The organism is Achromobacter sp. RTa (assembly GCF_000757485.1).
Lineage (GTDB): Bacteria > Pseudomonadota > Gammaproteobacteria > Burkholderiales > Burkholderiaceae_B > Achromobacter.
In genome coordinates, this window is record NZ_JPYO01000004.1 from 21457 (window position 1) to 44208 (window position 22752).

Genomic DNA, 22752 nt, shown 5'->3' on the forward strand with positions numbered 1-22752 from the left:
GAATGCACGCGCCTACACCGTGGGGGGGCTCACGGCTCGCTGGAAATTCACGATGCGATTGAAATCCTCGCCGTCCGCCAGCATCCCGGCACTATCACGCCAAATCTGAGCGACCTCTTTGGTGACGGGCACGTCGACGCCCAGCTTTTCGTAAAGGGAGACGGCCAGCGCGACGTCCTTGCGCATCAATTGCATCGTGAAACCCGAGTTATACGTGCCGGGCAGGATGCGATTTGGATAGTTGAACAGCGTTACTCCGCTGCGGCCCGATCCCGCGTTGACGGCGTCAAGCAACTGCTCCGTCTTTACCCCGGCGGCCTCCGCCATACGGAATGCTTCACCCGCCGTCAGCAATTGCGCCGCCGTAAGCAGGTTATTCACGATCTTTGCGATGTTCCCCGCGCCAGAGGCCCCGATGTGAAACAGATTCTTCCCCATGGCAGAAAGCACCGGCTTGGCGCCTTCCACGTCAGCTTCGCTGCCGCCCAGGAACATGGTCAATTCGCCTCGCAATGCACCGCCAGGGCCGCCGCTGACCGGAGCGTCCAGCAACACAATTCCCACTTCCCTGAGCTGTGCAGCCAGTTCGCGGGTGACCTCCGGATCTGCTGTGGTCGTATCGATGATCGTCAGGTTCCGCTTGGCCAGACCCTGAACACCACCGTTCCCGACCAGCAACTCCCGCACGATCGCCGACGTCGGCAGCGACAGGACTATGGTTTCGCAGCGTTCGACGATCTCGGCCAGGCCCTTGGCCAAAGGCACGCCTTCGGCCTCCGCCCGCTGCGCAGTCTGCGGCGCTTTATCCAGGCCCAGAACCTGAAAGCCGCCCCGCAACAAGGAAAGAGCCATTCCACGGCCCATATTGCCCAGGCCGATGACGCCGATGAATTTCGTTTCGTTCATTACTATGCTCATGAAAATGGGGCTTAGGCACCGTGCGCCGTCGGCACCCAGACGCTTTTGGTCTGCGTGTATTCGTATAAGGCTTCAACACCGCTGGACCTGCCGTAGCCGCTACTGTCGTAGCCGCCGAATGGTGTCGCCACATGCATGTCGCGATACATGTTGATCCAGAAGATGCCCGCGCGGACGGCAGCAGCCACGCGGTGCGCCCGGGCGATATCGCGCGTCCAGACGGCGCCACCCAACCCGAATTCGCTATCGTTGGCCTGCTTGATCACGTCGTCCTCGTCGTCAAACGGTATGGCGACCAAGACCGGGCCGAATATTTCTTCGCGCGCGATGCGCATATCATTGCGCACGTTCTTGAATACAGTCGGGCCTACCAGGAAACCGTTTTGCTCCGGCGCCTGCGCTGCGCCATGCGCGAGTTCGGCGCCTTCGTCCAGGCCCAGCCTTATCATTTCCCACACGCGACGGTATTGCGCGGCGTTATTGATCGGACCGCTTTCCGAATCCTCATCCAACGGCTCCCCTATCCTGTAGCCTGCGGCTTGTGCAACGACGCGCTCAACGAAAGCGTCGTAGATTGGGCGTTGGACGAACAGGCGGGAACCCGCGACGCAATTCTGGCCGGTGTTCGAGAACGCGGCGATTGCTGCCATCCTGGCGGCCGCATCGATATCCGCGTCCTCAAAAACGATGTTCGCCGACTTGCCGCCCAACTCCAGCAGACATCCGATAGGCCGGGCCGCCGCCGCGGCATTCACGCGACGCCCTGTCTGCGTCGAACCCACGAAGACGACCTTCTTCACAATGGGATTGGCTATCGCCGGATCTCCTACCGTCTGTCCCAGGCCAGCGACTACGTTCAACGTCCCCGCAGGCAAGCCGGCCTGGATGGCAAGCCTTGCCAGCGCCAACGTCGTCAGGGGCGTCAGCTCCGAGGGCTTCAATAACACCGCATTGCCCATTGCCAGCGCCGGCGCGGCATTCCACGCAGCCAAATACAGCGGCGAATTCCAGGGCATGATCTGAAAAATCACTCCGATGGGTTCACGCAACGTGTAGTTCAACTGGCCGCCCGGCAAGGGAATCACGCTGCCACCGAATTTGTCGGTCCAGCCGGCGTAGTAGCGGAAGATCTCAGCAACGGCCGCCACTTGCGCGCGGCAGCCTTTAATGGCTTTGCCGGACGAAATCGATTCCAGCACGGCCAGGTCTTCGGCATGTAGCTTGATCGTGGTGCTCAGCTGCAGCAGCAGCTCCCCACGCCTCTGCGCGGACAGGGCCGCCCAATCTCGCTGTCCTTGGGCGCACGACGCTAGCGCCTCTTGCACTATGGCAGGAGTGGCATCGCGGTAGTTCTGTAGCAGAGTCCCATCGGCGGGATACAGAATCGGCAGTTCGCGGCCGCCGCCTGCCACCGCGGCGCCGTCAATGAATGATCCGACTTCACTGCTGCTGCCCACAAGACGGGTTCGTAGCAATTCATAGAGAGCAGGTATGTCAGTCTGGGGCATGGCGCGGGCGGCTCCGTATCCGAGTTCGTCTTTACTTCGATGCCGCATCGATCTCGGCAAACGTCAGTTTGGCGACGCGCGTGGCCTCGCTGCCTGCCGGGACGCCGCTGTATAGCGCAACCTGAAGAAAGACCTCGCCGATTTCCTCACGCGTCAGTCCGTTGTTCAGCGCCGCGCGGATATGGGTCTTCAGTTCTCCGGCGCGATTGGCACTGGACAGGATGGCCAGGTTCACGATGCTTCGCGCGCGACGATCCAGCCCCGGCCGCGCCCAGACGTCGCCCCAGAGATTCCTGATCGCAAATGCGCGCATCGGCTCGCTGAAGTCGTCGGTGTTCGCGGTTGACGCAGCCACGTACTCCGGTCCGAGAACTTCGGTGCGGATTTGCTCGCCACGGGCAAAAAGTTCATCACTGGTGCTCATTGCTGGTCCTTGCTATGTGTCAGGTAATGAACGGCAGTCTAGGGATGGACCTGTGAGTGCACAAGATACTACTATTGTTATCTCGATTACTTAATATACTCACCCCGCATGACCCTGAACCAATTGCGCGCTTTTGTGGAAGTTGTCGAACACGGCAGCATCCGGGCCGCTGCCCGCCACCTGTCCATGGAGCAAAGCGGCCTGACGCAGCAAATCAAGCGCCTTGAAGAAAGCCTCGGTGCGAGGCTGTTCATACGAGCGGCCAGGGGTATATCGCTAACACCCGAAGGCGCCGAACTGCTGGCGCGCGCACGCATCATCCTGGGTGAATGCGAGCGGGCCGAACAGATTTTTCAACAGTTGCACGGCGATCTTTCAGGCTCGATCAACGTAGGGGTGTCATCTGAAGTCTTCGGACGTCTGCTGCCCCCGGTGCTGCAGGAATTCCGGCGCCAGCATCCTCGGGTATCGGTGCACATGAGCGCAGGTCCCTCAACGCTGCTGTTGTCGGCGTTGCGCGAAGGCAAGCTGGATTTTGCGTTGACGTTGATTTCCGCGGGCACCGACACCGGTGACTTCCGAAGCACGTTTCTGGATAAATCCGACCCATGCGTTCTTTGCCGCAAGGGACATCCGCTGCGCGACGCCCGATCGATACATCAGCTTCAAGACGCGGAATGGGTAAATACGCGCCCGTTCGGCCGAGTCGGCACGCCAACGAATCGCCTTGCAGACTGGTTCGCACGCAATGCACTGGGCACGCCCAAAATGGTGGGCAGCGTCGAATCTCTTTTCGACACACTGGATTTGATCGCCAGTTCCAACTATCTGTTCCTGGCTCCACGCATTATTTTGCAGAAACTGTCTCTAAGCCGGCATCTGGAGAGCATTACAGTCGTCGAACCCATACCGGAGTCCGACATGTGCCTGGTCGAGCGGGCAACGATCGACTTGGCCCCCGCACCGAGAGCATTTGCGGAACTTCTACTGGATCGCGCAGGAGTCGGCGGCAACTGAGCCTCGAACGCAGCCCCTGGAGGCGTTACGCGAAGCCGTCTCCCTCGGGGAGATCTCATGGAGCTGTCGATTACCCGGACGGCTGCGTTACGCAGCCGCCCAGGCTGCGAAAATTGGTCGCACCCTCGCCCGGAACGCCCAGCGGGTGGCCATGTTGCCGTTATTGAGGATTGTGGCGCGGCAGGAGGGGCTCGAACCCCCGACCTCAGGCTTAGAAGGCCCGTGCTCTATCCAGCTGAGCTACTGCCGCGCGGTGTGGTGTGGACCCGGAAACGATCCGGGCGCCGCATTTTACCTTGTTGCGGACGACTTGGGCGGCCGGCCCGTATTCAGGCCATCGGCGCGGGCCAGGCCCCTATTCTTCGCCGATATCCGCGTGCGTGGACACCCACAGCACCACCGCGTCTTCCTTGCTCAGGCTGATCACCCGGTGGCCCATGCGGCTGTCTATGTAGAAGCTCTCGCCGGCCTTCAGGCGGGCGGGCTCGTAGAACTCGGTGTAGAGCTGGACCTCGCCCTCCAGGACATAGACGAATTCCTCCCCGCGGTGGCGGCTCCAGTCGTGGAATTCCTCGAAAGCGCGGGCCTTCACGCGGGTATGGAAGGGCATCATGCGCTTGTGCGACAGCGCCGTGCAGAGCAGGCGATGGTCGTAGTACGGCGTTTCGTACTGGCGCCCTTCCCCCTGCCGGCTCAAGCTGCGGCGCCCGGTGCCCATGTGGGCGTCGGACGCGGTGAACAGCTCGGCCACGTCCAGCTCCAGCCCCCCCGCGATCTTGATCAGGTTGTCATAGGTGGGCGAAAGCAGGCCGTTCTCGATCTTGGACAACGTGGACGCGGACACGCCGGTGGCCGCGGCCGCCTGCTTCAGGGTCCAGGTCCGCGCCTGGCGCAGGGCTCGCAGCCGTTGTGCCAACACGCTCTGTTTGTTGCCTTCCATCTATACACCCTGTCATGCCCGCGACCGCCGCTCCCGCCACCAGTCGCGCGCCTGGTAAGACCAATAAGTAAGTTGAACCGCCGCCGTGCCGAAGCCGCCGCCGTTCCAGGCAAGCCCGAAGGGTGCGAATAGCTTGTAGCGCTGGGTATCGCCGGTGATCCCTTCGGCGACCACCCGGCCGCCGATCGAGGTGGTGTTCATGCCGTGCCCGCCGAACGCCGTGCAGTACCAGACATCCGGCGCCAACTGCCCGATCTGAGGCATCAGGTGCCGCGCGTACGCCATGCGGCCGGACCACGCCGCCTCGACCCGCAGCCCCTTCAATTGCGGATAGACGGAGAGGAGTTCGCGGCGCAGCGAGTCGGCCAGGTCGGGCGGGTCGTCGACACGGGTGGTGATTCTACTGCCCCAGCCGATGCGGCCGCCATCGAGCACGCGATAGTAGTTGCCGGCGCGGCGGTCGTCGCCGATGGCGGCGGTGCTGCGGATGGCGTCCCGGACGCGGTCGCCCAACGGTTCGGTCAGCATGATGTAGGTGGCGATCGGCAGCATCGCGCGGCGCAGCGCCGGCACCAGCCCATCCGTGTAGCCGCCGGTGGCCAGCACCACGCTGCGGGCGTCGACCTGGCCCTGGCCGGTCTTCAGGCGCTTGACCGCGCCATTGAGCTCGACCTGAGTGACCGCGGAATCCTCATGGATGCGCACGCCCAGCCGCGCGCACTCCCGAGCCAACGCGCGGGCATAGTTCAAGGGATGGAAGTGGAAGGAGGTTGGATCCTCGATACCCTGGAAGTAGACATCGGACAGCAGGCGCTCGCGCACCTCGTTGCGGGTCAGGAAACGCACGTCCCGGCCGAATTCGCGCTGCTGGTCATCGCACCATTGCCGCAGGGAATCGGTCGCTTCGTAGCGCACCACCCGCAGGCGGCCGTCCACCTTGCGCGCGTCTTCGATGGCCAGGTCCCGGATGTTGGCCCGGATGATCTCCACGCCTTCCATGGAAAGCCTGTAGAGCTGGCGGTAGTGATCCTCGTCCACGTGCCGGCGGATGGCGTCCGCGCCCGCGGAAAAGGCCGGGGACACCGATCCGCCGTTGCGGCCCGACGCGCCCCAGGCGATGCGCCGTCCTTCCAGCAGGGTCACCCCGCGGCCGCGGCGCGCCAGCTCCAGCGCGGTCGACAGGCCGGCCAGCCCGCCTCCCACCACACAGACGTCGGCGCTGTCCGCGCCCGCCAGCGGCGGATAGTAGGTATCGGCATCGGCCAGCGTGCGCCGGTAGTAGGTGTCGATGTACTCGGATGCCATGATGCTCCGTGTCAGTGCAGGCTTGCGCCCTGCAGGCCGCCGGTCAGCCGTTTTTCAAGCCAGTTGGCCAGGCGCAGCAGCGGGTAGCAGTAAATAAAATAGATGGCGGCGATCATGCCGTAGATGAACAGCGATTTGGCCGGGAAGGTGATGATGAAGACCTCACCCTGCCTCGTCAGCTCCGTGATGCCGACCACGGACAGGATGGCGGTGCTCTTGATCAGCATCACGTAGACGCCGCTCATGGGCTGCACTATCAGGCGCATGGCCTGCGGCAGGATGACCAGCCACAGGATCTGGAGCGGCTTCAGGCCCAGCGTCATCGCGCCCTCGGTCTGGCCGCGCGGCACGGCCTGGATGGCGCCCATGACGATCTCCGCCACATAGCAGGACGTGTACACCGACAGCGACACGAAAGCCGCCGTGGCGGAATCCCAGTGAAGCATCTCGATGCCGGAACTGGGCAGCACGAAATAAAAGATGTAGAGCTGCACCAGGAATGGCGTGCCGCGCAGGATGTGGATGTACAACCCCAGCAGTTGGTGCACGCCGCGGATGCGGTAGCTGCGGATCACGCCGATGACGAAGCCCAGCAAGGACCCGGCGATGATCGCGACGAAGGAGATCTTCAGGGTTTCCCAGAAGCCCTTCAGCAGGAAGGGCAGCACGACGCCGGCGGTGGAAAGATAGGAATCCAGCATGCTTACCTCGCATTCCAGGCGGGGCCCGCAAGCCAGAGGCTCACTCCCCGCGACAACAGCAGCATGCAGCCGTAGATCAACAGATAGCCCGCGGCGATGGTCAGGAAACTCTCGTTGGGCACGATGCGGTCGCTGTTCATCTGCACGCCGGCGGCGACCAGTTCGAACACGGTGATCAGAGACAGCAACGAGGTGTCCTTGATCAGCACGGCGGTCTGGCCCAGCAGGGGCGGCAGCGTGTTGGCGAAAGCCTGCGGCAGCACGACGTAGCGCAGGCGCTGGCGGTAGTTCATGCCGCAGGCTTTCGCGCCTTCGATCTGGCCGCGAGGCACGGACTCTATTCCCACGCGGATGATCTCGCTCATGTAGGCCGCGTGGTGCAGGGTCATCGCGATGATGCCCAGCAGCATTTCGCTCCAGCCCTTGGCCCCGGGGACCAGCATGGGCACCGCGTAGTAGACCAGGTAGATCTGGACCAGCAGCGGCGTGGAGCGGATGAACTGCACATAGGCCGCCACGGGCCGCCAGACGGCGCCCCGCGACGACATATGCGCAAGCGCGATCGGGATGCCCGCCAACACTGACAGCGCCAGGCTGGCGCCCGCCGCGATGAGGGTGTTGCCCAGGCCGGTCGCGAACTGGCCCGCGTACTGGCTGACGATGCGCCAGTTATAGAAATCGATCAGCCAGTCCATGGGCTCAGTGGTCTTTCTTCCAATCGGTGGAGTACCAGTACTTCACCTGTTCGGGCAGCGTGTTGTCGGCGGTCTTCAGCGTTTGCCAGTTGTCCAGCCAGAACTTCAGGCGGAAGGCGTTGGGGCCGACGGCGAAGGCCAGGGGCTCGCGCACCATGATGCCGTCCAGCACGCGCAGATTGCCGAAGTCGACCAGGAACTGATTGGCGGTGGACAAGGACATGATGCCGGCGTCCAGCCGGCCGCTGGACAGGGCCTGCCCCACCGGCGCGCTGCCGCCCGAGAACTCTTTCATGGTGGCCTTGGGCAGCATCTTCTTGCCCACTTCCGCGTACGTGCTTGCGCCCAGCACGCCCACGGTCACGCCTTCCTTGTCGAGTTCGGCGTAGGACTTGTAGGGAGAATCCTTGGGCACCACGGCCACCGTGTCGGCGTAGAACATCGGCAGCGAGAACAGCACCTGGGCCGCGCGCTGCGGCGTGGGCGTCATGTCGGCCGCCACCATATCGGCCTTGCCGGACAGCAGGGCCGGGATCAGGCCCTTCCACTCGTAGTCCTGCAGCACCAGCTTCACGCCCAGGTCGTCGGCCATGCGCTTGGCCACTTCCACGGCCAGGCCGGTGCGCTTGCCGCTCTTGTCCATGAAGCTCATCAGCGGCCCCGACGTCTGCACGGCGACGCGGAGTTCGCCGCGCTTGAGGATGTCCGCCAGCTCGTCGGCCTGGGCCGGCACGGCAACCGCCGCGGCTGCCAGGGCAAAGCCGGCGACGCCCAGCCATTGTTTGATTTTCAGCATGTCTAACCCCTTGTGGTGAATGGACTCATCTCATTCCGGGCAAAGCACATCGCGCCGGCAGCGCCCGGATCAGCCGGACCGGCCTGGTTATCCTGGGCGCCGCGCCGCGCGCGGACAGCCCGCTACGTTGCTTCCTTGCTGCTGGGACTACAGAATCTTCTCCAGGAAGGCGCGGGTGCGAGCTTCCTTGGGGTGGCAAAAAACCTCGTCGGGCGTGCCGATTTCCACGATACGGCCGGCGTCCATGAACAAGGCGCGGTCAGCCACGTCGCGGGCGAAACCCATTTCGTGCGTCACCACCGCCATGGTCATGCCGTCGCCCGCCAGGGCGCGCATCAGTTCGAGGATGCCGCCCACGGTCTCGGGATCCAGCGCCGAGGTCGCCTCGTCGAACAGCATCAGCTTGGGATCCATGGCAAGCGCGCGGGCGATGGCCACGCGCTGTTGCTGGCCGCCGGACAGTTGGCTGGGATAACGGCCGCCATAGTCGGCCATGCCCACCCTGCCCAGCAGTTCGCGGGCGTAGCGCTCGGCCTCCGCCCGCCCGCGCCCGCGCACCACGCGTTGGGGTAGCGCGACGTTGTCCAGCGCGGTACGGTGTTGGAACAGGTTGAAATGCTGGAACACCATGCCGACCTCGGTGCGCCAGCGATTGACGTCGGTCGCGGGGTCGGTGAGGGACACGCCGTCCACGCGGATGGCCCCGCTGTCTATGCTTTCCAGCCCGTTCAGCGTGCGCAGCAAGGTGCTTTTGCCGGAGCCCGACGGCCCCACCACCACCATGACCTCGCCCCGGCCGAGTTGGCAATCGATGCCGTCCAGGGCCCGATGCGGGGCCTGCCCATCGCGCTGATAGGTCTTGGTGACTGCCTGGACAACCAACAACGGTTCCGCCACGGTTTCACCCTGGAAAGTGTGGGCGCCACACGCTGGATCGCGCCTGGCGCCTGGCTGCCTCCGCGCATCAGTGCGCATGAGGGGCGATCAAAAAGGTTTCGCATTTCAGGCTGGAGTTTCGTATAGTAAATTTTTTTCCAGAATCGCCACTTAGGCATAACCCTTAAGCGAAGGAACCGGCATGGATACTCCCCAAGACATCTTGCGCGCGCTCGGGTTGAACCCGGACTCGCTGACCGGCGGAACGCTGAGCGCACGCAGTCCGATCGACGGGGCCGAACTGGCCCGGGTCCACGAACATACCGTCGCGCAGGCGCATTCGGCCATCACGCGCGCGCGCCAGGCCAGCCTGGCATGGCGCGACGTCCCCGCGCCGCGCCGCGGCGAACTGGTGCGCCTGTTCGGCGACATCCTGCGCCAGCACAAGCGCGAGCTGGGCCGCCTCGTCAGCCTGGAAGCGGGCAAGATCATCGCGGAAGGCGAAGGCGAAGTGCAGGAGATGATCGATATCTGCGACTTCGCCGTGGGTTTGTCGCGCCAACTGTACGGCCTGACCATCGCGTCGGAACGCCCCGGCCACCGCATGATGGAAACCTGGCATCCGCTGGGCGTGGTCGGCGTGATCAGCGCGTTCAACTTCCCGGTGGCCGTGTGGTCCTGGAATACAGCGCTGGCGCTGGTCTGCGGCAACGCCGTGGTATGGAAGCCGTCGGAAAAAACGCCGTTGACCGCGCTGGCCTGCCAAGCCCTTTTCGCCCAGGCCGCGCAGCGCTTCGGCGATGCGCCCGCCGGCCTGTCCGAAGTGCTGATCGGCGGACGCGAGATCGGCGAGGCGCTGGTGGATTCGCATGCCGTGGCGCTGGTATCGGCCACCGGATCGACCCGCATGGGCCGCCAGGTGGGCCCGCGCGTGGCCCAGCGCTTCGGCCGCGTGCTGCTGGAGCTGGGCGGCAACAACGCCATCATCGTCGGCCCGACCGCCGATCTGGACATGGCCGCCCGCGGCATCGTGTTCGGCGCCATCGGCACGGCAGGCCAGCGCTGCACCACCACGCGCCGCCTGATCGTGCACGAAAGCGTGGCGGACGACCTGATGCAGCGCCTGCACAAGGCCTACGCCAGCGCGCCCATCGGCAATCCGCTGGACGGCGCCAAGCTGGTCGGCCCGCTCATCGACCGCAACTCTTACGACGCCATGCAGGCCGCGCTGAACGCCGCGCGCGAGCAAGGCGGCAAGGTGACCGGCGGCGAACGCGTGCTGGCCGACGAATACCCCGATGCCTGGTACGTGCGCCCCGCCATCGCCGAGATGCCCGGCCAAACCGACGTGGTGTGCCACGAGACCTTCGCGCCCATTCTCTACGTGATGCGCTACGCCGATTTCAGCCAGGCGCTGGCCATGCAGAACGGCGTGCCGCAAGGGCTGTCCTCGGCCATCTTCACCAATGACCTGCGCGAAGCCGAGACCTTCCTGTCGGCGGCGGGTTCGGACTGCGGCATCGCCAACGTCAACATCGGCACCTCGGGCGCCGAAATCGGCGGCGCATTCGGCGGAGAAAAGGAAACCGGCGGAGGCCGCGAGTCGGGTTCGGACGCATGGCGCAACTACATGCGCCGCGCCACCAACACGATCAACTATTCGCGCCAGCTGCCGCTGGCCCAGGGCATCAAATTCGGCGAATAGCCTCTCGGGTACCCCCGCCCCGCAAGCCCCCGCGCATTGTCGACAACGCGCGGGGGCTTACGCTTTCTACATACGATTAGCCTGCCTTACAAACTGTTGCCGGGGTCGGTGCTACATTTCCTCGTCACAAAGCCAGGTTATGTCCCTATGCATATAAGCCGTCCCGCCCGACCCGTCCTGTCCATGCGCGCCTTGGCCGCCGCCCTCGCCATGGGCGTCGCCGGCACCGCTGCCGCGGGCGTGTCGTACAGGCTGGACCGTCCGTCGGCCGCCCCCGGCGAGACTGTCACCATCGAGGCCGTGTACTTCAATGAAGACACCGCCCGCGTCACGTGGGAAGCGCCGCCCGAACTGGTGCTGCAATGGCGAGGCCAGGACGGCCAGATCGTGCGCAGCCTGGCCAAGCTGCGCGGCGGCGCCGCCAGCTTCAGCGTGCCGGTCAACAGCTTCGCGCGCATGGCGTGGACGGCCGTCGTGCCCGCCACGGCGCACGGCCTGCAAGCCGTGTCCATCGAAGGCCAGCCCGCGATGATGGCGCTGGACGCCACCGGCCGCGACAGCGGCACGCTGGCCAGCACCCCCGCGCAAGGGCCCGTGGTGGATCCGAACAGCGGCCAGCCCGTGCCCGTTGCCGCCGTCACCGCGGTCGGCGCGTCGCCCGAGGGCGGGCCTTCGCCCGATGCAAGCGCCGTGCCCACCGTGCAGCAGCAGACCGCGTTCGACCGCTTCCGCAGCTCCATCTCCGAATACAAGCCGGTGTATTTCGACATCGGCACCCGCGGGCAGACCACCGCCCGGTTCCAGATCAGCGCCAAGTACCGCCTCTTCAGCCCCGCGGGCGGAAGGCAGCCCACCTGGGACGAGAATTTCTACCTGGCCTATACCCAGACCTCGCTGTGGGACCTGCAGGGCGACTCCATGCCCTTCATCGACACCACGTTCAACCCCAGCGCCTTCTGGCTGTCCGACAACATATGGTCTTCCGCCAGCCAGAATTGGCGCTTCGGCATGAACACGGGGGTGGAGCACAACTCCAACGGCAAGGACGGCGCCGACTCCCGCTCGCTCAACGACGGCTATATCGAGCCCCGCTTCCACTATCGCTTCGACGGCGGCAGCACGCTTACCTTCGCGCCCAGGATCAAGGCCTATTTCGGCGTGGCGAGCGAGAACAGCGACTACTCCGACTATGCGGGCCATGTCGACTGGCAGCTGCGCTGGGCCCAGGACAACGGCGCCGTGGTCTCGGCCCTGTACCGCCAGGGCGACCAGAAGCGCCGCACCACCCAACTGGATTTCGCCTGGCCGCTGCAGCGCACGTGGCTGAACATGAACGGCTACCTGCACCTGCAGTATTTCAACGGCTACGGCGAAACGCTGCTGGGCTACAACCAGCGCAACGAATCGCAGTTCCGCATCGGCCTTTCGCTGGTGCCCTGAGCCCGCTGGCCGCTATTCCTCGACGGCCAGTTCTTCCCAGGCCAGCTCTCGGGTGCGCTCCAGCGTGACAGTGACCTGGGCCGCCGCCTCGCGCGCGGCCTGGACCAGATCCGTTCCGTTCAGCAGCCTGGCGGTCACACTGGCCATGAATACGTCGCCCGTGCCGTGCACCGACGGCGGAATGGCGATTTCCGGGTGCGTCACCACCGTGGCCTCGCCGCGCGTAACCACTGCCAGTTGCAGCGTGCCGGCCTCGGCCTCCATGGGCGCCGCGCTGGTCACGATGATCCAGCTGGGGCCGAGCGCGATCAGCTCGCGCGCGGCGGCCACCACCTCGGCCATGGACGACAGGGCGCGGCCCACCAGCAGTTCCAGCTCGAAATGATTGGGCGTCATGCCATCGGCCAATGGCACCAGCAGCGCGCGGTACTGGGCGACCAGCCCTTCGTCCACGTACAGGCCGTCGTTGCGGTCGCCCATGACCGGATCGATATGCACTTTCAGCCCCGGCCGCGCCGCGCGCAGGGCGGGCAGCCAACCCGCCAGCAGGCCGGCCTGGCCCGGCTGGCCCAGGTAGCCGCAGACCACGGCGCGCGCCACCTTGGTGACGCCGCGCTCGTCCAGCCCCTGCAGCAGCCCTTCGAACCAGTCCAGGGGCGTCGCCCCGCCGTGCAAGGTCGGATAGTGCGGCGTATTGCTCAGGATGACGGTAGGCACGGCGATCGCGCGCAGGCCCGCCTTGCGGAAGACGGGCATGGCGGCGTTATTGCCGACATATCCATAGACCACCTGGGATTGAATGGAAACGATATCCACCTGCGCGGTAACGGCGGGCAGCGCTGCGCCCGGCGCGGGGGCAGCGGGAATTGCGGTCATGGGGCTTGCTCCTGGAAGGAAGCGCGTTCTGGTGCGCGTGGCGCTATGCCATGCGGGTAATGAAATAGATCTTTTTGACGAACTGGTCCACTTCCCAGCGTCCGGTATAGCCTTCGGGCATGACGAAGGCCTCGCCCACGGTCAGCTCGTGCACGGTGCCGTCCGGGTCGACCAGGCGGGCCGAACCTTCGGTGATGTAGCCGAATTCGATATAGCCCGTCGTGTTGGACTGGAAGACGCCCGCCGTGCTTTCCCATACGCCGGCTTCGGCCTTGCCGCCATTGCCCTCGAAGGCGGTTACCGTACGGAACGCCGCGTCGCCGGAAATCGGGCGGCGGGGCTTGCCGGGCACCGGATTCTTCATGGGACCTGCATCGATGCGGACGAGCCGCGATTGGTCGTTTTTCATGGTGATTCCTGTCTCTTCTGTATCCGTACGGACATTATGCGGCAGACTCGGCCGGGCTCAGTGCGCCGCCACCACCAGCACTTCGGCCATGGCGCGGCTGACGGTGCGCATGCGGTGGGGCAGTTCCGAATCGAAGTAGACGGAATCGCCGGTTTCCAGGCGGAACTGGCGCTCGCCCACGTGGACTTCGATGGCTCCCTTGAGCACCAGCAGGAATTCCTCTCCGGGGTGCGGAAACACGGCGGCGGCATCGGGGAACTCGCGCGGAGGATGCACCACGAAGGGCTCCATCGCCTTGACCTTGCGGCGCCCGGCCAGCGATTCATAATGGTATTCGCTGCCCAGGCCCCGGCGCTGCAGCGCCTCGCGGTCGGCCACCCGGACGACGCTGACCACCTCTTCCTGCGCCGCGTCGTCCGCCCCCACCAACTGCGACACGCCCAGGCCATAGGCCTCGGCCAATCTCAGCACGGTGGAAATGGACGGCTCGCTCAGGCCGCGCTCCAGCTTCGAGAGGTAGCTTTTGGTCAGTCCGGTGCGCTGGGCCAACTGCTCCAGGGACAGGGCTTGCTGGCGGCGCAGAGCGCGCAGACGGTGCGGCAGGTCGATCATGGACGGTGGAGGTTGCGAAACACAACCGCCAAGAATGCCCGAAACCCGCCCGGCCGTCGAGCCGCTCCGCTCCTGCCGGTCCTGGCGGCCCTAGGCCAGCACGTCGGGATGGGCACGCAGCGCCCGCCGCGCGTAATAGGAAAAGCCCACCTGCGAACGCTTCGGCGTCAGGATCCAGTCATGGGCCTCGCGGCCCAGGGCCGCCGGGATGGGCTGGATCTTGCCCGCGGCCATGGCCAGCAGCTGCATGCGCGCGGCGCGCTCGAACTGCAGGGCCAGCACGCAAGCCTCCTCGACCGACCCGGCCGCGACCAGCATGCCATGGTGCGACAGCAGGATGGCGCGCTTGGCCCCCAGCGCCGCCGAGATGATCTCGCCCTCTTCGTTGCCCACCGGCACGCCGGGCCAATCCTTCAGGAAGGCCACGTCGTCGTACAGCGGACAGTTGTCCATGTGCGAGATCTCCAGGGGCACTTCCAGCATCGACAGCGACGCGGCATGCAGCGGATGCGTGTGGATGATGCAATTCACGTCAGGGCGCGCACGATAGATCCAGGAATGGAAGCGGTTGGCCGGATTGGGCATGCCCCCGCCCTCCTGCACCCGCAGATCCTCGTCCACCAGCAACAGATTGCTGGCGGTGATCTCGTCAAAGCCCAGGCCCAGGCGCTGCGTGAAATAGCGGTCGGGTTCGGGCGCGCGCGCGGTGATCTGCCCCGCCAGCCCCGAATCGTGCCCGCCGTCGAACAGGATGCGGCAGGTCAGCGCCAGACGCTCGCGCAGGCTCCATTCGGGCGTCTCGAACTGGCGCTGCATCTCGGCCTTCGCCCGCGCGATCAGTTCGTCTTTTCCCAAGTGCATCGTATCGGCCATCATTTCTCCATCGGATTCAGTCAATCATGCCGCTTCGATCAACGGCGTAAAACCGGGCAAGGCGCGCATGCGCGCCAGCCAGGCGTCGATATGGGCGAAGCCGGACAGGTCGTAGCCCCCCTCCGCCGCCATGCTCGTGTAGGGGAACAATGCGATGTCCGCGATGGTGGGCTCGGCCCCGATCAGATAGGCCCGGCCCGCCAGATGCGCGTCCATCCATGCCGCCGCCTTCAGGCCGACCTCGCGCCATGCCTTCATGGCGGGGTCATCCACCTGCGCCGTCCTCCGCAAATGAATCAATAGCCGCGGCTGCGCGAAGGCGTGCATGTGCTGCGTCTGCTCGAAACTCAGCCAGCTGGCGACCTGCGCCTGCGCCAGGCGGTCCGCCGGCAGCCACGGGGTACCCTGGCCGAGGTACCAGAGGATCGCCTGCGACTCCGCCAGCCATTCTCCCTCCGGCGTCAGCAGGACGGGAACCTGGCGCCACGGATTGATGCGCGCGAACGCTTCCGTTTCCAGGTCGCCGCAGACGATATCGAAGGTGCGCCGCGCGAGCGGCAGGCCCATGTAGCCGCAGGCCAGCCGGATCTTCCAGGCATTGCCCGAACGCAGCGTGTCGGCCAGTTCCAGCCGCTTGCCGGCCAAAGGATGAGGTGTCGAGATCATGCTCAGTCCATCTTGATGTTGGCGCGCTTCACGATATCGGCCCATTTTGCCTTTTCGCCGGCGATGAAGCGCTGGTACTCGGCGGGCGTCCCGTCATACAACTGCGTACCCTGCGACGCCAGCCGTTCCCTCAGCTCGGGCGACGACAAGGTTTTCTGCAAGGCTGCGCTCAATTTTTCCAGCACGTCGGCAGGCGTGCCGGCCGGCGCGAAGAACGCATTCCAGGAACTGATCTGCAGGCCGGGATCGCCCACCTCGCCGGCGGCCGGAACCTCGGGCGCGGACGGCAGGCGCTTGTCGGCGGCAACCGCCAACGCGCGCAGTTTGCCCGACGCCGCGTGCGGCATGATCACGGGGCTGGCGTCCATCACCACGTCGACCTGCCCGCCAATCGCGGCATTCACCGCCTCGCTTCCGCTCTTGAATGGCACGTGCATGATGTCCACGCCCGCGGTGAGCTTCAGCAATTCAAGGCCCAGGTGCGGGGAGCTGGCATTGCCCGCCGACCCGAAATTCAGCTTCGCGGGATGCGCCTTGGCGTAAGCCACGAACTCGCCGAACGTGGCCGCTGGCACGTCCGCCCGCACTGCCAGCAGATAGGGCGAACCCGACACCATGCCCACTGGCGCAAACTTGCCCGCATCGTAGGCCAGCTTGCTATAAATCAGCGGGTTCACCACCTGCGTGCCTACCGTGCCCATGAAGATCGTATAGCCGTCCGCCGGCGCCGTGGCGGCGACCTGCGCCGCGATCACGCCGCCCGCGCCGGGCCTGTTCTCCACCACGATGCCCTGCCCCAGCACATCGCCCATGCCCTTGCCCACCTGGCGCGCGACGATATCCGTGATCCCGCCGGCGCCGAAAGGCACCACCAGCCGTATCGGCCGCTCCGGATACGCCGCCTGGGCTCCACCGCCCGCCATTGCCGCCGCCAGCGCCAACGCGCCCGCCATGCTCCGATACTTCATCCTGGTTCCCCTTTGTGCTGCGGATCGATTCCGCAATGACACAAAGTGTCCTATAGAGCATTGATTTTCCGCAAGGAAAACAAAGCTAGGGAAATCCCTGAGAAAGGGGAGTAAAGTTCGCCTTTTGCGCTGAAGTCCGCTATTTGGCTTTCGCGGGCAACGCCAGCCATTCCTCCTGCCATTTCCGAATGCACAAACTCCTTATGCGCGTCCTGGACCTTCTGATCCTGTCCTCGGCGGCCGCCCTGTTCGGCGCGGTCCTGACTTCTGTGCTGTCGACCGACACCTTCGGCTGGCTGATCCCTGACGCGCCCTACCCCTACGGTCCCCGCGATTTCTATGTCGAGGCCGTCCTGGCTGGGTTGGCCGGCGTGATTGCGCTAGCGCTGGCCGAGCGTTCGGTCAGGCTGCGTCAATCGTCACCCTGGCGTATCCTGGCGACCTTTGCCGCCGCGCTAATCACCCTGTACCTGGCGCCGCCTTCGCCGCAGGCGTTCGGCAACACCTGGGCGCCAGGCGAAGCGACCCGCGAGCTGTTCCTGGGGCAATGGCGCATAGTGCTGCCCATCGCGCTGGCGGTCACCGCTTTGCGGTCCGGCGTACACCGGGTTATGCGCTAGGCTTGTCGAGCTGGAGCGGTAACCGCAATTAGGACTGCCTTTGGCGGGTCGAACGCGCCCATAAGCAACCGTGATGGCTGTCCGCTCCTGGCCAAGAGCGGGGATGGTCCAGCACGGGCAAGTCGCCGTTCGACATGCTGCGCGGTTAAGACGGCGCCCGTCAAAATACGCGCACTCTGAAATAAGAATCAGCGACCAGAAAATATTGCTTCCCGAAAAGGCGGACTTTATTCCTGCTGCTCAATCCCGGAGAAGCAGGAAGCCGACTGCTCAAGTCAAATGCCGGCCGCGCTCTTCAGAGCGCAGCCGGCATCTTTCAACACGGTTTCAGATGTCCTGGCTTGTAGCGCTGCCCGGTTCCATGCGTCGGGGCTCCCGCTCGCACCAATCAGCGGTCGAACGCAGCCTGCAACGCTTCCTTGCTGCTCTGCCCCTGATGCAACAGCAGCATCAGCAGCAACCGGGCCTTCTGCGGACTGAGATCCCCCGCCATGACCGCACCGGCGTCGAAAGTGGTTTTCCCTCCTCCGGGAAAGCCATAGACCGGCATCGTGCGGCCATTGGGCACGCGGGTCGAAATGACGACGGGCACGTTCTTGCCCAGCGCGTACTTCACGGCCTCGAACATCGAAACGTTCATGTTTCCCATGCCCACAGCCTGCACCACGATGCCCTTCGCGCCCTGGTCCACCGCGTAGCGCAGCAAGTCTCCATCGGCGCCGCCGAACATCGGCAGGATCTCCACGCGCGGCATTTCGCCGTCGCCGATATCGATGTGCTGCCGCCGCAAGGGTGTGCGCGAGAATTGCACACGGTCCGACCAAACCTCACCGAGAAAGCCGAAATCGCCCGATTTGAACGTCTCGACATCGGCGGTATGGGTCTTGGTCGCCGTGCGCGCGGCGTTGATCTGATTGTTCATCGCAATCATCACCCCCTTGCCTTTTGCATCCGGCGCGGTGGCGATGCGGATCGCATTGAGCAGATTGCGCGGCCCGTCGAAATCCGGGGACGACGCGTTGCGTTGCGCGCCGATCAGGATCACCGGCTTATCGGATTTCACGGTCAGATCAAGCCAGTACGCGGTCTCCTCCATCGTATCCGTGCCATGGGCGATCACCACGCCGGCCACCTCAGGCCGCGCCAAGGCGTCGTCCACCGACCTGGTCAACCGCGTCCACCATTTCGGTTCGACATAATTCGCCGACATCGCCGAGAAGTTATTGACTTCGATGCGGGCGTATTTGGCCGCGTCGGGCACCGTCTGCATCAAGTCGTCACCCGAAATGGCGGGGACCACCCCCTTGGTGACGGGATCCACCTTCATTGCAATCGTGCCGCCCGTGGCAATGAACTGCACAACCGGCGGACTTTCAGCGGCGGCGCCCGCCGACATCGCGCACATTGCAAAAAGCGAAAGAACTCGTAGTTGCAGTTTCATGGGACGGTCTCCGGACGATGAACGGAAAACCCATTCTAGCCACTTCGCTTTCCGCGATCAGGTTTTGCGGCGGCGGGCTTTCCGCGTGGCCAGCACGGTGTTCAGCCTGGACTGCTGAAACTCACCCCGCCTGACCGCCGCTCGAGCGCGCCGCCTCGACCAGGTTCTTGCGCAGTTCGACGACCTGTTCCCTCAGGGACGTGAATTGGTCGGTCGTGAGTCCGCAGGCATCGCTCAGGTTGATGCTGGCGGTCTTCTCGCGCAGGAGCAGCCCTTCCTCGGTCAGGCGCACCCGCACCAGCCGCTCGTCCACCGAGTCCCGCACGCGCGCCAGGTAGCCCATGCCTTCCAGCTTCTTGAGTATCGGCGTAAGCGTATTGGATTCAAGAAAGAGCTTTTCTCCCAGGCTGCTGACGGTTTGGTCGTCTTCCTCGAAGAGGGCAATCATGGTCACGTACTGCGTATAGGTGAGCCCAAGCGCATCGAGGATCGGGCGGTACACGCGGCCGAAGGCCAGGTTGGTCGAATAGACGGCGAAGCAGAGGAATTCCGCCAGCTTTCTCTGGGACGGGTCGTTTGGGGTCTTGGACTTCATCTGCACCTCATGGATATCGGATCTGTTCATTGCGCCACTTTACATCGCATGCGATGCAGTCGCAAACGATTTGATACGAATTTCCGCGGCGATGGCTATTGACGCCAGCGTTCGCTCTCCTTACCATGCGCTTCAATCGCATTCGATCAAATCGAATACGATACAAATTATCAATTTCCAGGACTCCACGATGCCAACCCGAATCCAGAAGGTCCTATTGACCGGCAAGACTCATACCACCCTCGCCCGGAACGGCGCTGCCGCGGGCGGCGAGGAACGGCTCGACATCCGCCTTTCATCCCCCAACAACCCGGACCTGGTCCACGCGTTCGAGGATATCCAGCCGCATCCGACCGCCGAACAGCTTTTCGCCGGCGCCTGGTCCGCCTGCTACACCAGCGCGCTGGAGGTCATCGCCAAGCAGATGAAGACACAGTTGCCGGCCGATCGCGCGGTGGAGGTGGAAGTGGACCTGGGCATGTCGGGCAGCGCCTACCTGCTCCAGGCCCGCTTCGACGTATTCCTGCCCGGACTGGACCAGGCCCTGGCCGAACGTATTGCCCACGCGGCCGACGAGATCTGCCCGTACTCGAAGGCCACCCGGGGCAACATAGACGTGGCCCTGACCGTCCATACGTCCTGAAGGGAACTCCAGATGCGCAAGCTCCTGCTCGTGCTCATCCTGTTTGCCGGCGGGCTGGCGCACGAGCTGCGCAACCCGCTGAGCTGCCAGACCATCGCGGCGCGCAAGGATCTGGATCCGCGCCGGCAAAAGCGAGAGTCCTGAGCGGCACGCGCTCTCGCTTCTTCAACCTCCATGTGAAAGCGGTGCATTCCCATGCTGATCATTCTTGTTGCCTTTCTCGGCGGCGCCCTCACGATAGTGAGCCCATGCATCCTGCCTATCCTGCCGCTCGTGTTCGCCCGCGGGGCGGGCTCCTTCCGAACCCACGCCTTGCCGCTGCTGGCGAGCATGGCCCTCGCCTTCGCGGCGGTCGCCAGCCTTGCAGCCGTGGGCGGAGCATGGGTGGTGACGCTCAACGAGAGCGCGCGCTACGCGGCGATGGGGCTGCTGGCGCTCTTCGGACTCGCGCTCCTGATGCCTGCCGTGGGCGACTGGCTTAGCAGGCCATTGGTCGCACTGGGCCGGCGCTTGACCGGCGCGGCGTCCACCCAGCCGCGCATGGCCCCGCTGCTGTCCATCGGGCTGGGCATCGGCACAGGCCTGCTGTGGGCGCCGTGCGCCGGCCCCATCCTGGGCCTGCTGCTGACCGGCGCGGCGCTCAACGGCGCCAACATCCAGACGTCCCTGCTGTTGTTTTCGTTCGCATGCGGCGCCGCGGTGGCCCTGGCTGCGGCGCTCTGGCTGGGGCGCGGAATCGCGGCAGGTCTCCGCCGCTTCCTGCCGATGGCCACTGGCATGCGCCGGATTGCAGGCGCTGCGGTGCTGGCCGGCGTTGCCTTGCCCGCGCTCGACTGGAACCCCGCGCTCGTCCCCAGCGCCTCTGCGCCTGGCGCCGCGCAGCTGGAGCAGCGATTGGTGGAACAGGTCCGCGCGGAAGCATCCGCCAAGGCGCCGGCAACCCCGCGGGGCCCGCTCGCGTCGCTGCATAGCGCGAACGGCTGGCTCAATTCGAGTCCGCTCGGCGCGGGCGACCTGGATGGCAAGATCGTGCTGGTCGACTTCTGGACCTACTCGTGCATCAACTGCTTGCGCACTCTCCCCTATCTGAAGACCTGGCACGAAAAATACAAGGACGCGGGGCTGCAAGTAATAGGCGTGCACTCACCCGAATTCGCTTTCGAGAAAAGCGTATCCAATGTGCGCCGGGCTGTCGCGGATCTGGGTATCCGCTACCCCGTCGCCCTGGACAATGCGTTCGGCATATGGCGTTCGTTCCGCAACCAGTCCTGGCCCGCTTTCTATCTGCTCGATGGCCAGGGCCGCTTGCGGTACGCCGTTGCGGGCGAGCATGATTACGAGCGGACGGAGCGGATGATCCGAAAACTGCTTGAGGAAGCGGGTCGGCCCCTTCCTGAGGCAGATGTCGTTCACCCCGGGGCGCGCGGCGTGGAAGCTCCTCCACTGTTGTCGGCGCTGCATTCCGGGGAGAGCTATCTGGGGTATGAAAAGGCGACGGGCTTCGCTTCGGGCGCCACCCCGATCAGGCCGGGCAGGGACACGGTCTATTCCCCCGCGGCCAATCTGGGCGCCAATCAATGGACGCTTGCCGGATCATGGCAACTGGAAGCCGAGCGCGCGGTCGGCACGGGGAAAAACAGCCGCGTCATCCAGCGCTTTCGTGCACGCGACCTGCACATGGTGCTTGGCCCCTCTGTAGACGGCCGGCCTGTGCGTTTTCGCGTCACGTTGGACGGCCAGCCGCCGCAGGCCGATCACGGGACAGACATCAATGAACAGGGAGAAGGCGTGATCGACCGCCAGAAGCTCTATCAACTCATCCGGCAGCAGGCACCCGACCGGGACCGGATCTTCCAGATCGAGTTCCTGGAGCCCGGTGCCGAGGCTTACGCTTTCACTTTCGGCTGATGCAGGCCAAGGGGTGTTTCGGACCAGCCAGGAGCAGCTCTGTAAAGGTGTCCAGAAACGCCTGGGCTCTAGCGGAAACCACCCGCGTCTGAAAGAGCGCGTACAGTGTGGTCGGGGGCAGCTCCCAGTCTGTCTCCATTGCGACCGTGAGCAGCTCATGGTTGCACAGGTCAGCCGGTGTTCTTGGCCGTCCGGAGCCGCTCAGGTAAGCGCGCGAAGCGATCAGGATGCGCCTGACGTCCAACATCGGACGCTGTATCAGCTGGGAGTCGCGCTGGGCCCCCCCGCGGATAAGCAACTCGAAGGGTGCGGAGTTGGGTCCTGTTTCCCCTCCCCCGACCACGATGTCGAGCCTGACTTTGGGATAATCGCGGCGCATTGCCGCGACCACAGCCGGGAGTATTGCCGTCAGGCTCGAAAGAATGGAAACGCGCAGCGTCCCTTCGGGCCGGTCGACGTATGACTGGACGACTTCATGAGCGCTGAGCGCGGCCTCGACGTGACCGACGCATTCCTCGAAATACCGGGCGCCCACCGTCGTGGGAGAGACTTTGCGCGTCGTGCGGACCAGAAGCGGCGCGCCGAGTTGGCTCTCAAGTATCGACAATCGCCTGGATACCGTGGAGACAGGCATGTCCAGCATCGCAGCGGCGGATGAGAATCCGTCGTGCTTGACCACTTCCACGAAGATGAGGATGTCCTGTAGGGAGATTCCGCGGGTTTCCATGAGCGTCCTTGCCGGCTTTCGGTTCAAATTGCCCGTTCAATCGAAAAACGATGTGGATCTCCCTTCAGGACCAGACCCTGGCTCTTGCA

General features: G+C 64.7%; 25 protein-coding genes and 1 tRNA gene. 7 read left to right on the forward strand and 19 right to left on the reverse strand.

Annotated features, from left to right (window positions below; genetic code table 11):
• Nucleotides 1-12 precede the first annotated feature (12 nt).
• Genes JL37_RS02180 through JL37_RS02190 form a run of 3 tightly spaced genes read right to left on the reverse strand, consistent with a single transcriptional unit; the run spans nucleotide 13 to nucleotide 2850 of the window.
• Complete coding sequence (locus tag JL37_RS02180) at nucleotides 13-906, reverse strand: NAD(P)-dependent oxidoreductase (RefSeq protein ID WP_043541666.1); 894 nt, start codon at nucleotides 904-906, stop codon at nucleotides 13-15.
• A gap of 23 nt (nucleotides 907-929) precedes the next feature.
• Complete coding sequence (locus tag JL37_RS02185; RefSeq protein WP_052096779.1) at nucleotides 930-2426, reverse strand: aldehyde dehydrogenase family protein; 1497 nt, start codon at nucleotides 2424-2426, stop codon at nucleotides 930-932.
• Between the two features lie 31 nt (nucleotides 2427-2457).
• Entirely contained in the window at nucleotides 2458-2850 is a 393-nt protein-coding gene (locus JL37_RS02190; RefSeq protein ID WP_043541669.1) for a carboxymuconolactone decarboxylase family protein, read from the reverse strand.
• Nucleotides 2851-2958: 108 nt separating this feature from the next.
• Between JL37_RS02190 and JL37_RS02195 the strand changes: the two genes are divergently transcribed.
• Nucleotides 2959-3867 (forward strand): LysR substrate-binding domain-containing protein, encoded by a 909-nt coding sequence (locus JL37_RS02195; RefSeq protein WP_043541671.1) that lies wholly within the window; start codon nucleotides 2959-2961, stop codon nucleotides 3865-3867.
• 173 nt (nucleotides 3868-4040) lie between these two features.
• Here JL37_RS02195 and JL37_RS02200 read toward each other — a convergent pair.
• The 7 genes from JL37_RS02200 to JL37_RS02230 form a co-directional block, all read right to left on the reverse strand.
• Nucleotides 4041-4117, reverse strand: a tRNA-Arg gene (locus JL37_RS02200).
• A gap of 105 nt (nucleotides 4118-4222) precedes the next feature.
• Entirely contained in the window at nucleotides 4223-4807 is a 585-nt protein-coding gene (locus tag JL37_RS02205; protein WP_043541673.1) for a helix-turn-helix domain-containing protein, read from the reverse strand.
• A 12-nt stretch (nucleotides 4808-4819) separates the two neighbouring features.
• Nucleotides 4820-6112, reverse strand: coding sequence for an FAD-binding oxidoreductase (locus JL37_RS02210; protein ID WP_043541675.1), 1293 nt, complete (start codon nucleotides 6110-6112; stop codon nucleotides 4820-4822).
• Nucleotides 6113-6123: 11 nt separating this feature from the next.
• On the reverse strand, nucleotides 6124-6813 hold the full coding sequence (locus JL37_RS02215) for an amino acid ABC transporter permease (RefSeq protein WP_043541678.1): 690 nt from the start codon (nucleotides 6811-6813) through the stop codon (nucleotides 6124-6126).
• Between the two features lie 2 nt (nucleotides 6814-6815).
• Entirely contained in the window at nucleotides 6816-7508 is a 693-nt protein-coding gene (locus tag JL37_RS02220) for an amino acid ABC transporter permease (protein ID WP_043541682.1), read from the reverse strand.
• 4 nt (nucleotides 7509-7512) lie between these two features.
• The gene (locus JL37_RS02225) at nucleotides 7513-8304 is read right to left on the reverse strand and encodes an ABC transporter substrate-binding protein (RefSeq protein WP_043541683.1); all 792 of its coding nucleotides are present in this window, start codon (nucleotides 8302-8304) and stop codon (nucleotides 7513-7515) included.
• Nucleotides 8305-8451: 147 nt separating this feature from the next.
• Nucleotides 8452-9201, reverse strand: a complete 750-nt coding sequence (locus JL37_RS02230; RefSeq protein ID WP_043541684.1) for an amino acid ABC transporter ATP-binding protein — start codon at nucleotides 9199-9201, stop codon at nucleotides 8452-8454.
• Between the two features lie 181 nt (nucleotides 9202-9382).
• On the opposite strand from JL37_RS02230, the gene JL37_RS02235 reads away from it, so the two are divergent.
• Nucleotides 9383-10885 (forward strand): aldehyde dehydrogenase family protein, encoded by a 1503-nt coding sequence (locus JL37_RS02235; RefSeq protein ID WP_043541685.1) that lies wholly within the window; start codon nucleotides 9383-9385, stop codon nucleotides 10883-10885.
• A 147-nt stretch (nucleotides 10886-11032) separates the two neighbouring features.
• On the forward strand, nucleotides 11033-12325 hold the full coding sequence (locus tag JL37_RS02240; protein WP_043541686.1) for a phospholipase A: 1293 nt from the start codon (nucleotides 11033-11035) through the stop codon (nucleotides 12323-12325).
• 12 nt (nucleotides 12326-12337) lie between these two features.
• On the opposite strand, the gene pdxY is transcribed toward JL37_RS02240, so the two are convergent.
• The 6 genes from pdxY to JL37_RS02270 all read right to left on the reverse strand — a co-directional run bounded on the left by pdxY (nucleotide 12338) and on the right by JL37_RS02270 (nucleotide 16729).
• Entirely contained in the window at nucleotides 12338-13201 is an 864-nt protein-coding gene (gene pdxY / locus JL37_RS02245) for a pyridoxal kinase (RefSeq protein ID WP_043541687.1), read from the reverse strand.
• A gap of 43 nt (nucleotides 13202-13244) precedes the next feature.
• Nucleotides 13245-13610: a cupin domain-containing protein gene (locus tag JL37_RS02250; protein WP_043541688.1), complete on the reverse strand. Its 366-nt coding sequence runs from the start codon at nucleotides 13608-13610 to the stop codon at nucleotides 13245-13247.
• 57 nt (nucleotides 13611-13667) lie between these two features.
• Nucleotides 13668-14222: a helix-turn-helix domain-containing protein gene (locus tag JL37_RS02255; protein ID WP_043541689.1), complete on the reverse strand. Its 555-nt coding sequence runs from the start codon at nucleotides 14220-14222 to the stop codon at nucleotides 13668-13670.
• Nucleotides 14223-14312: 90 nt separating this feature from the next.
• Nucleotides 14313-15095 carry an aldolase gene (locus JL37_RS02260; RefSeq protein WP_043541691.1) on the reverse strand — a complete coding sequence of 261 codons (783 nt, stop codon included), beginning with the start codon at nucleotides 15093-15095 and terminating at the stop codon, nucleotides 14313-14315.
• Nucleotides 15096-15119: 24 nt separating this feature from the next.
• Nucleotides 15120-15761 carry a glutathione S-transferase family protein gene (locus tag JL37_RS02265; protein ID WP_043541692.1) on the reverse strand — a complete coding sequence of 214 codons (642 nt, stop codon included), beginning with the start codon at nucleotides 15759-15761 and terminating at the stop codon, nucleotides 15120-15122.
• Nucleotides 15762-15763: 2 nt separating this feature from the next.
• Nucleotides 15764-16729 (reverse strand): tripartite tricarboxylate transporter substrate binding protein, encoded by a 966-nt coding sequence (locus JL37_RS02270; RefSeq protein ID WP_043541693.1) that lies wholly within the window; start codon nucleotides 16727-16729, stop codon nucleotides 15764-15766.
• 188 nt (nucleotides 16730-16917) lie between these two features.
• Here JL37_RS02270 and JL37_RS02275 point away from each other — a divergent pair, with 188 nt between their 5' ends.
• On the forward strand, nucleotides 16918-17349 hold the full coding sequence (locus tag JL37_RS02275; RefSeq protein WP_043541812.1) for a hypothetical protein: 432 nt from the start codon (nucleotides 16918-16920) through the stop codon (nucleotides 17347-17349).
• 388 nt (nucleotides 17350-17737) lie between these two features.
• Here the strand turns inward: JL37_RS02275 and JL37_RS02280 are convergent, their stop codons facing one another.
• Together JL37_RS02280 and JL37_RS02285 are read right to left on the reverse strand one after the other, a co-directional pair.
• Nucleotides 17738-18790, reverse strand: coding sequence for an asparaginase (locus tag JL37_RS02280; protein ID WP_043541695.1), 1053 nt, complete (start codon nucleotides 18788-18790; stop codon nucleotides 17738-17740).
• A 121-nt stretch (nucleotides 18791-18911) separates the two neighbouring features.
• Complete coding sequence (locus tag JL37_RS02285; RefSeq protein ID WP_043541813.1) at nucleotides 18912-19385, reverse strand: MarR family winged helix-turn-helix transcriptional regulator; 474 nt, start codon at nucleotides 19383-19385, stop codon at nucleotides 18912-18914.
• 190 nt (nucleotides 19386-19575) lie between these two features.
• Between JL37_RS02285 and JL37_RS02290 the strand changes: the two genes are divergently transcribed.
• Genes JL37_RS02290 through JL37_RS02295 form a run of 3 tightly spaced genes read left to right on the forward strand, consistent with a single transcriptional unit; the run spans nucleotide 19576 to nucleotide 21936 of the window.
• Nucleotides 19576-20028, forward strand: coding sequence for an Ohr family peroxiredoxin (locus JL37_RS02290; protein ID WP_043541699.1), 453 nt, complete (start codon nucleotides 19576-19578; stop codon nucleotides 20026-20028).
• A gap of 12 nt (nucleotides 20029-20040) precedes the next feature.
• A complete protein-coding gene (locus tag JL37_RS30965) occupies nucleotides 20041-20172 on the forward strand; it encodes a hypothetical protein (protein WP_255352845.1) in 132 nt (43 codons plus the stop codon).
• Between the two features lie 51 nt (nucleotides 20173-20223).
• Nucleotides 20224-21936, forward strand: a complete 1713-nt coding sequence (locus tag JL37_RS02295) for a cytochrome c biogenesis protein CcdA (protein ID WP_043541700.1) — start codon at nucleotides 20224-20226, stop codon at nucleotides 21934-21936.
• On the opposite strand, the gene JL37_RS02300 is transcribed toward JL37_RS02295, so the two are convergent.
• Nucleotides 21923-22663, reverse strand: coding sequence for a LysR family transcriptional regulator (locus JL37_RS02300; RefSeq protein ID WP_052096781.1), 741 nt, complete (start codon nucleotides 22661-22663; stop codon nucleotides 21923-21925). The genes JL37_RS02295 and JL37_RS02300 overlap by 14 nt on opposite strands.
• Nucleotides 22664-22752: the final 89 nt, after the last annotated feature.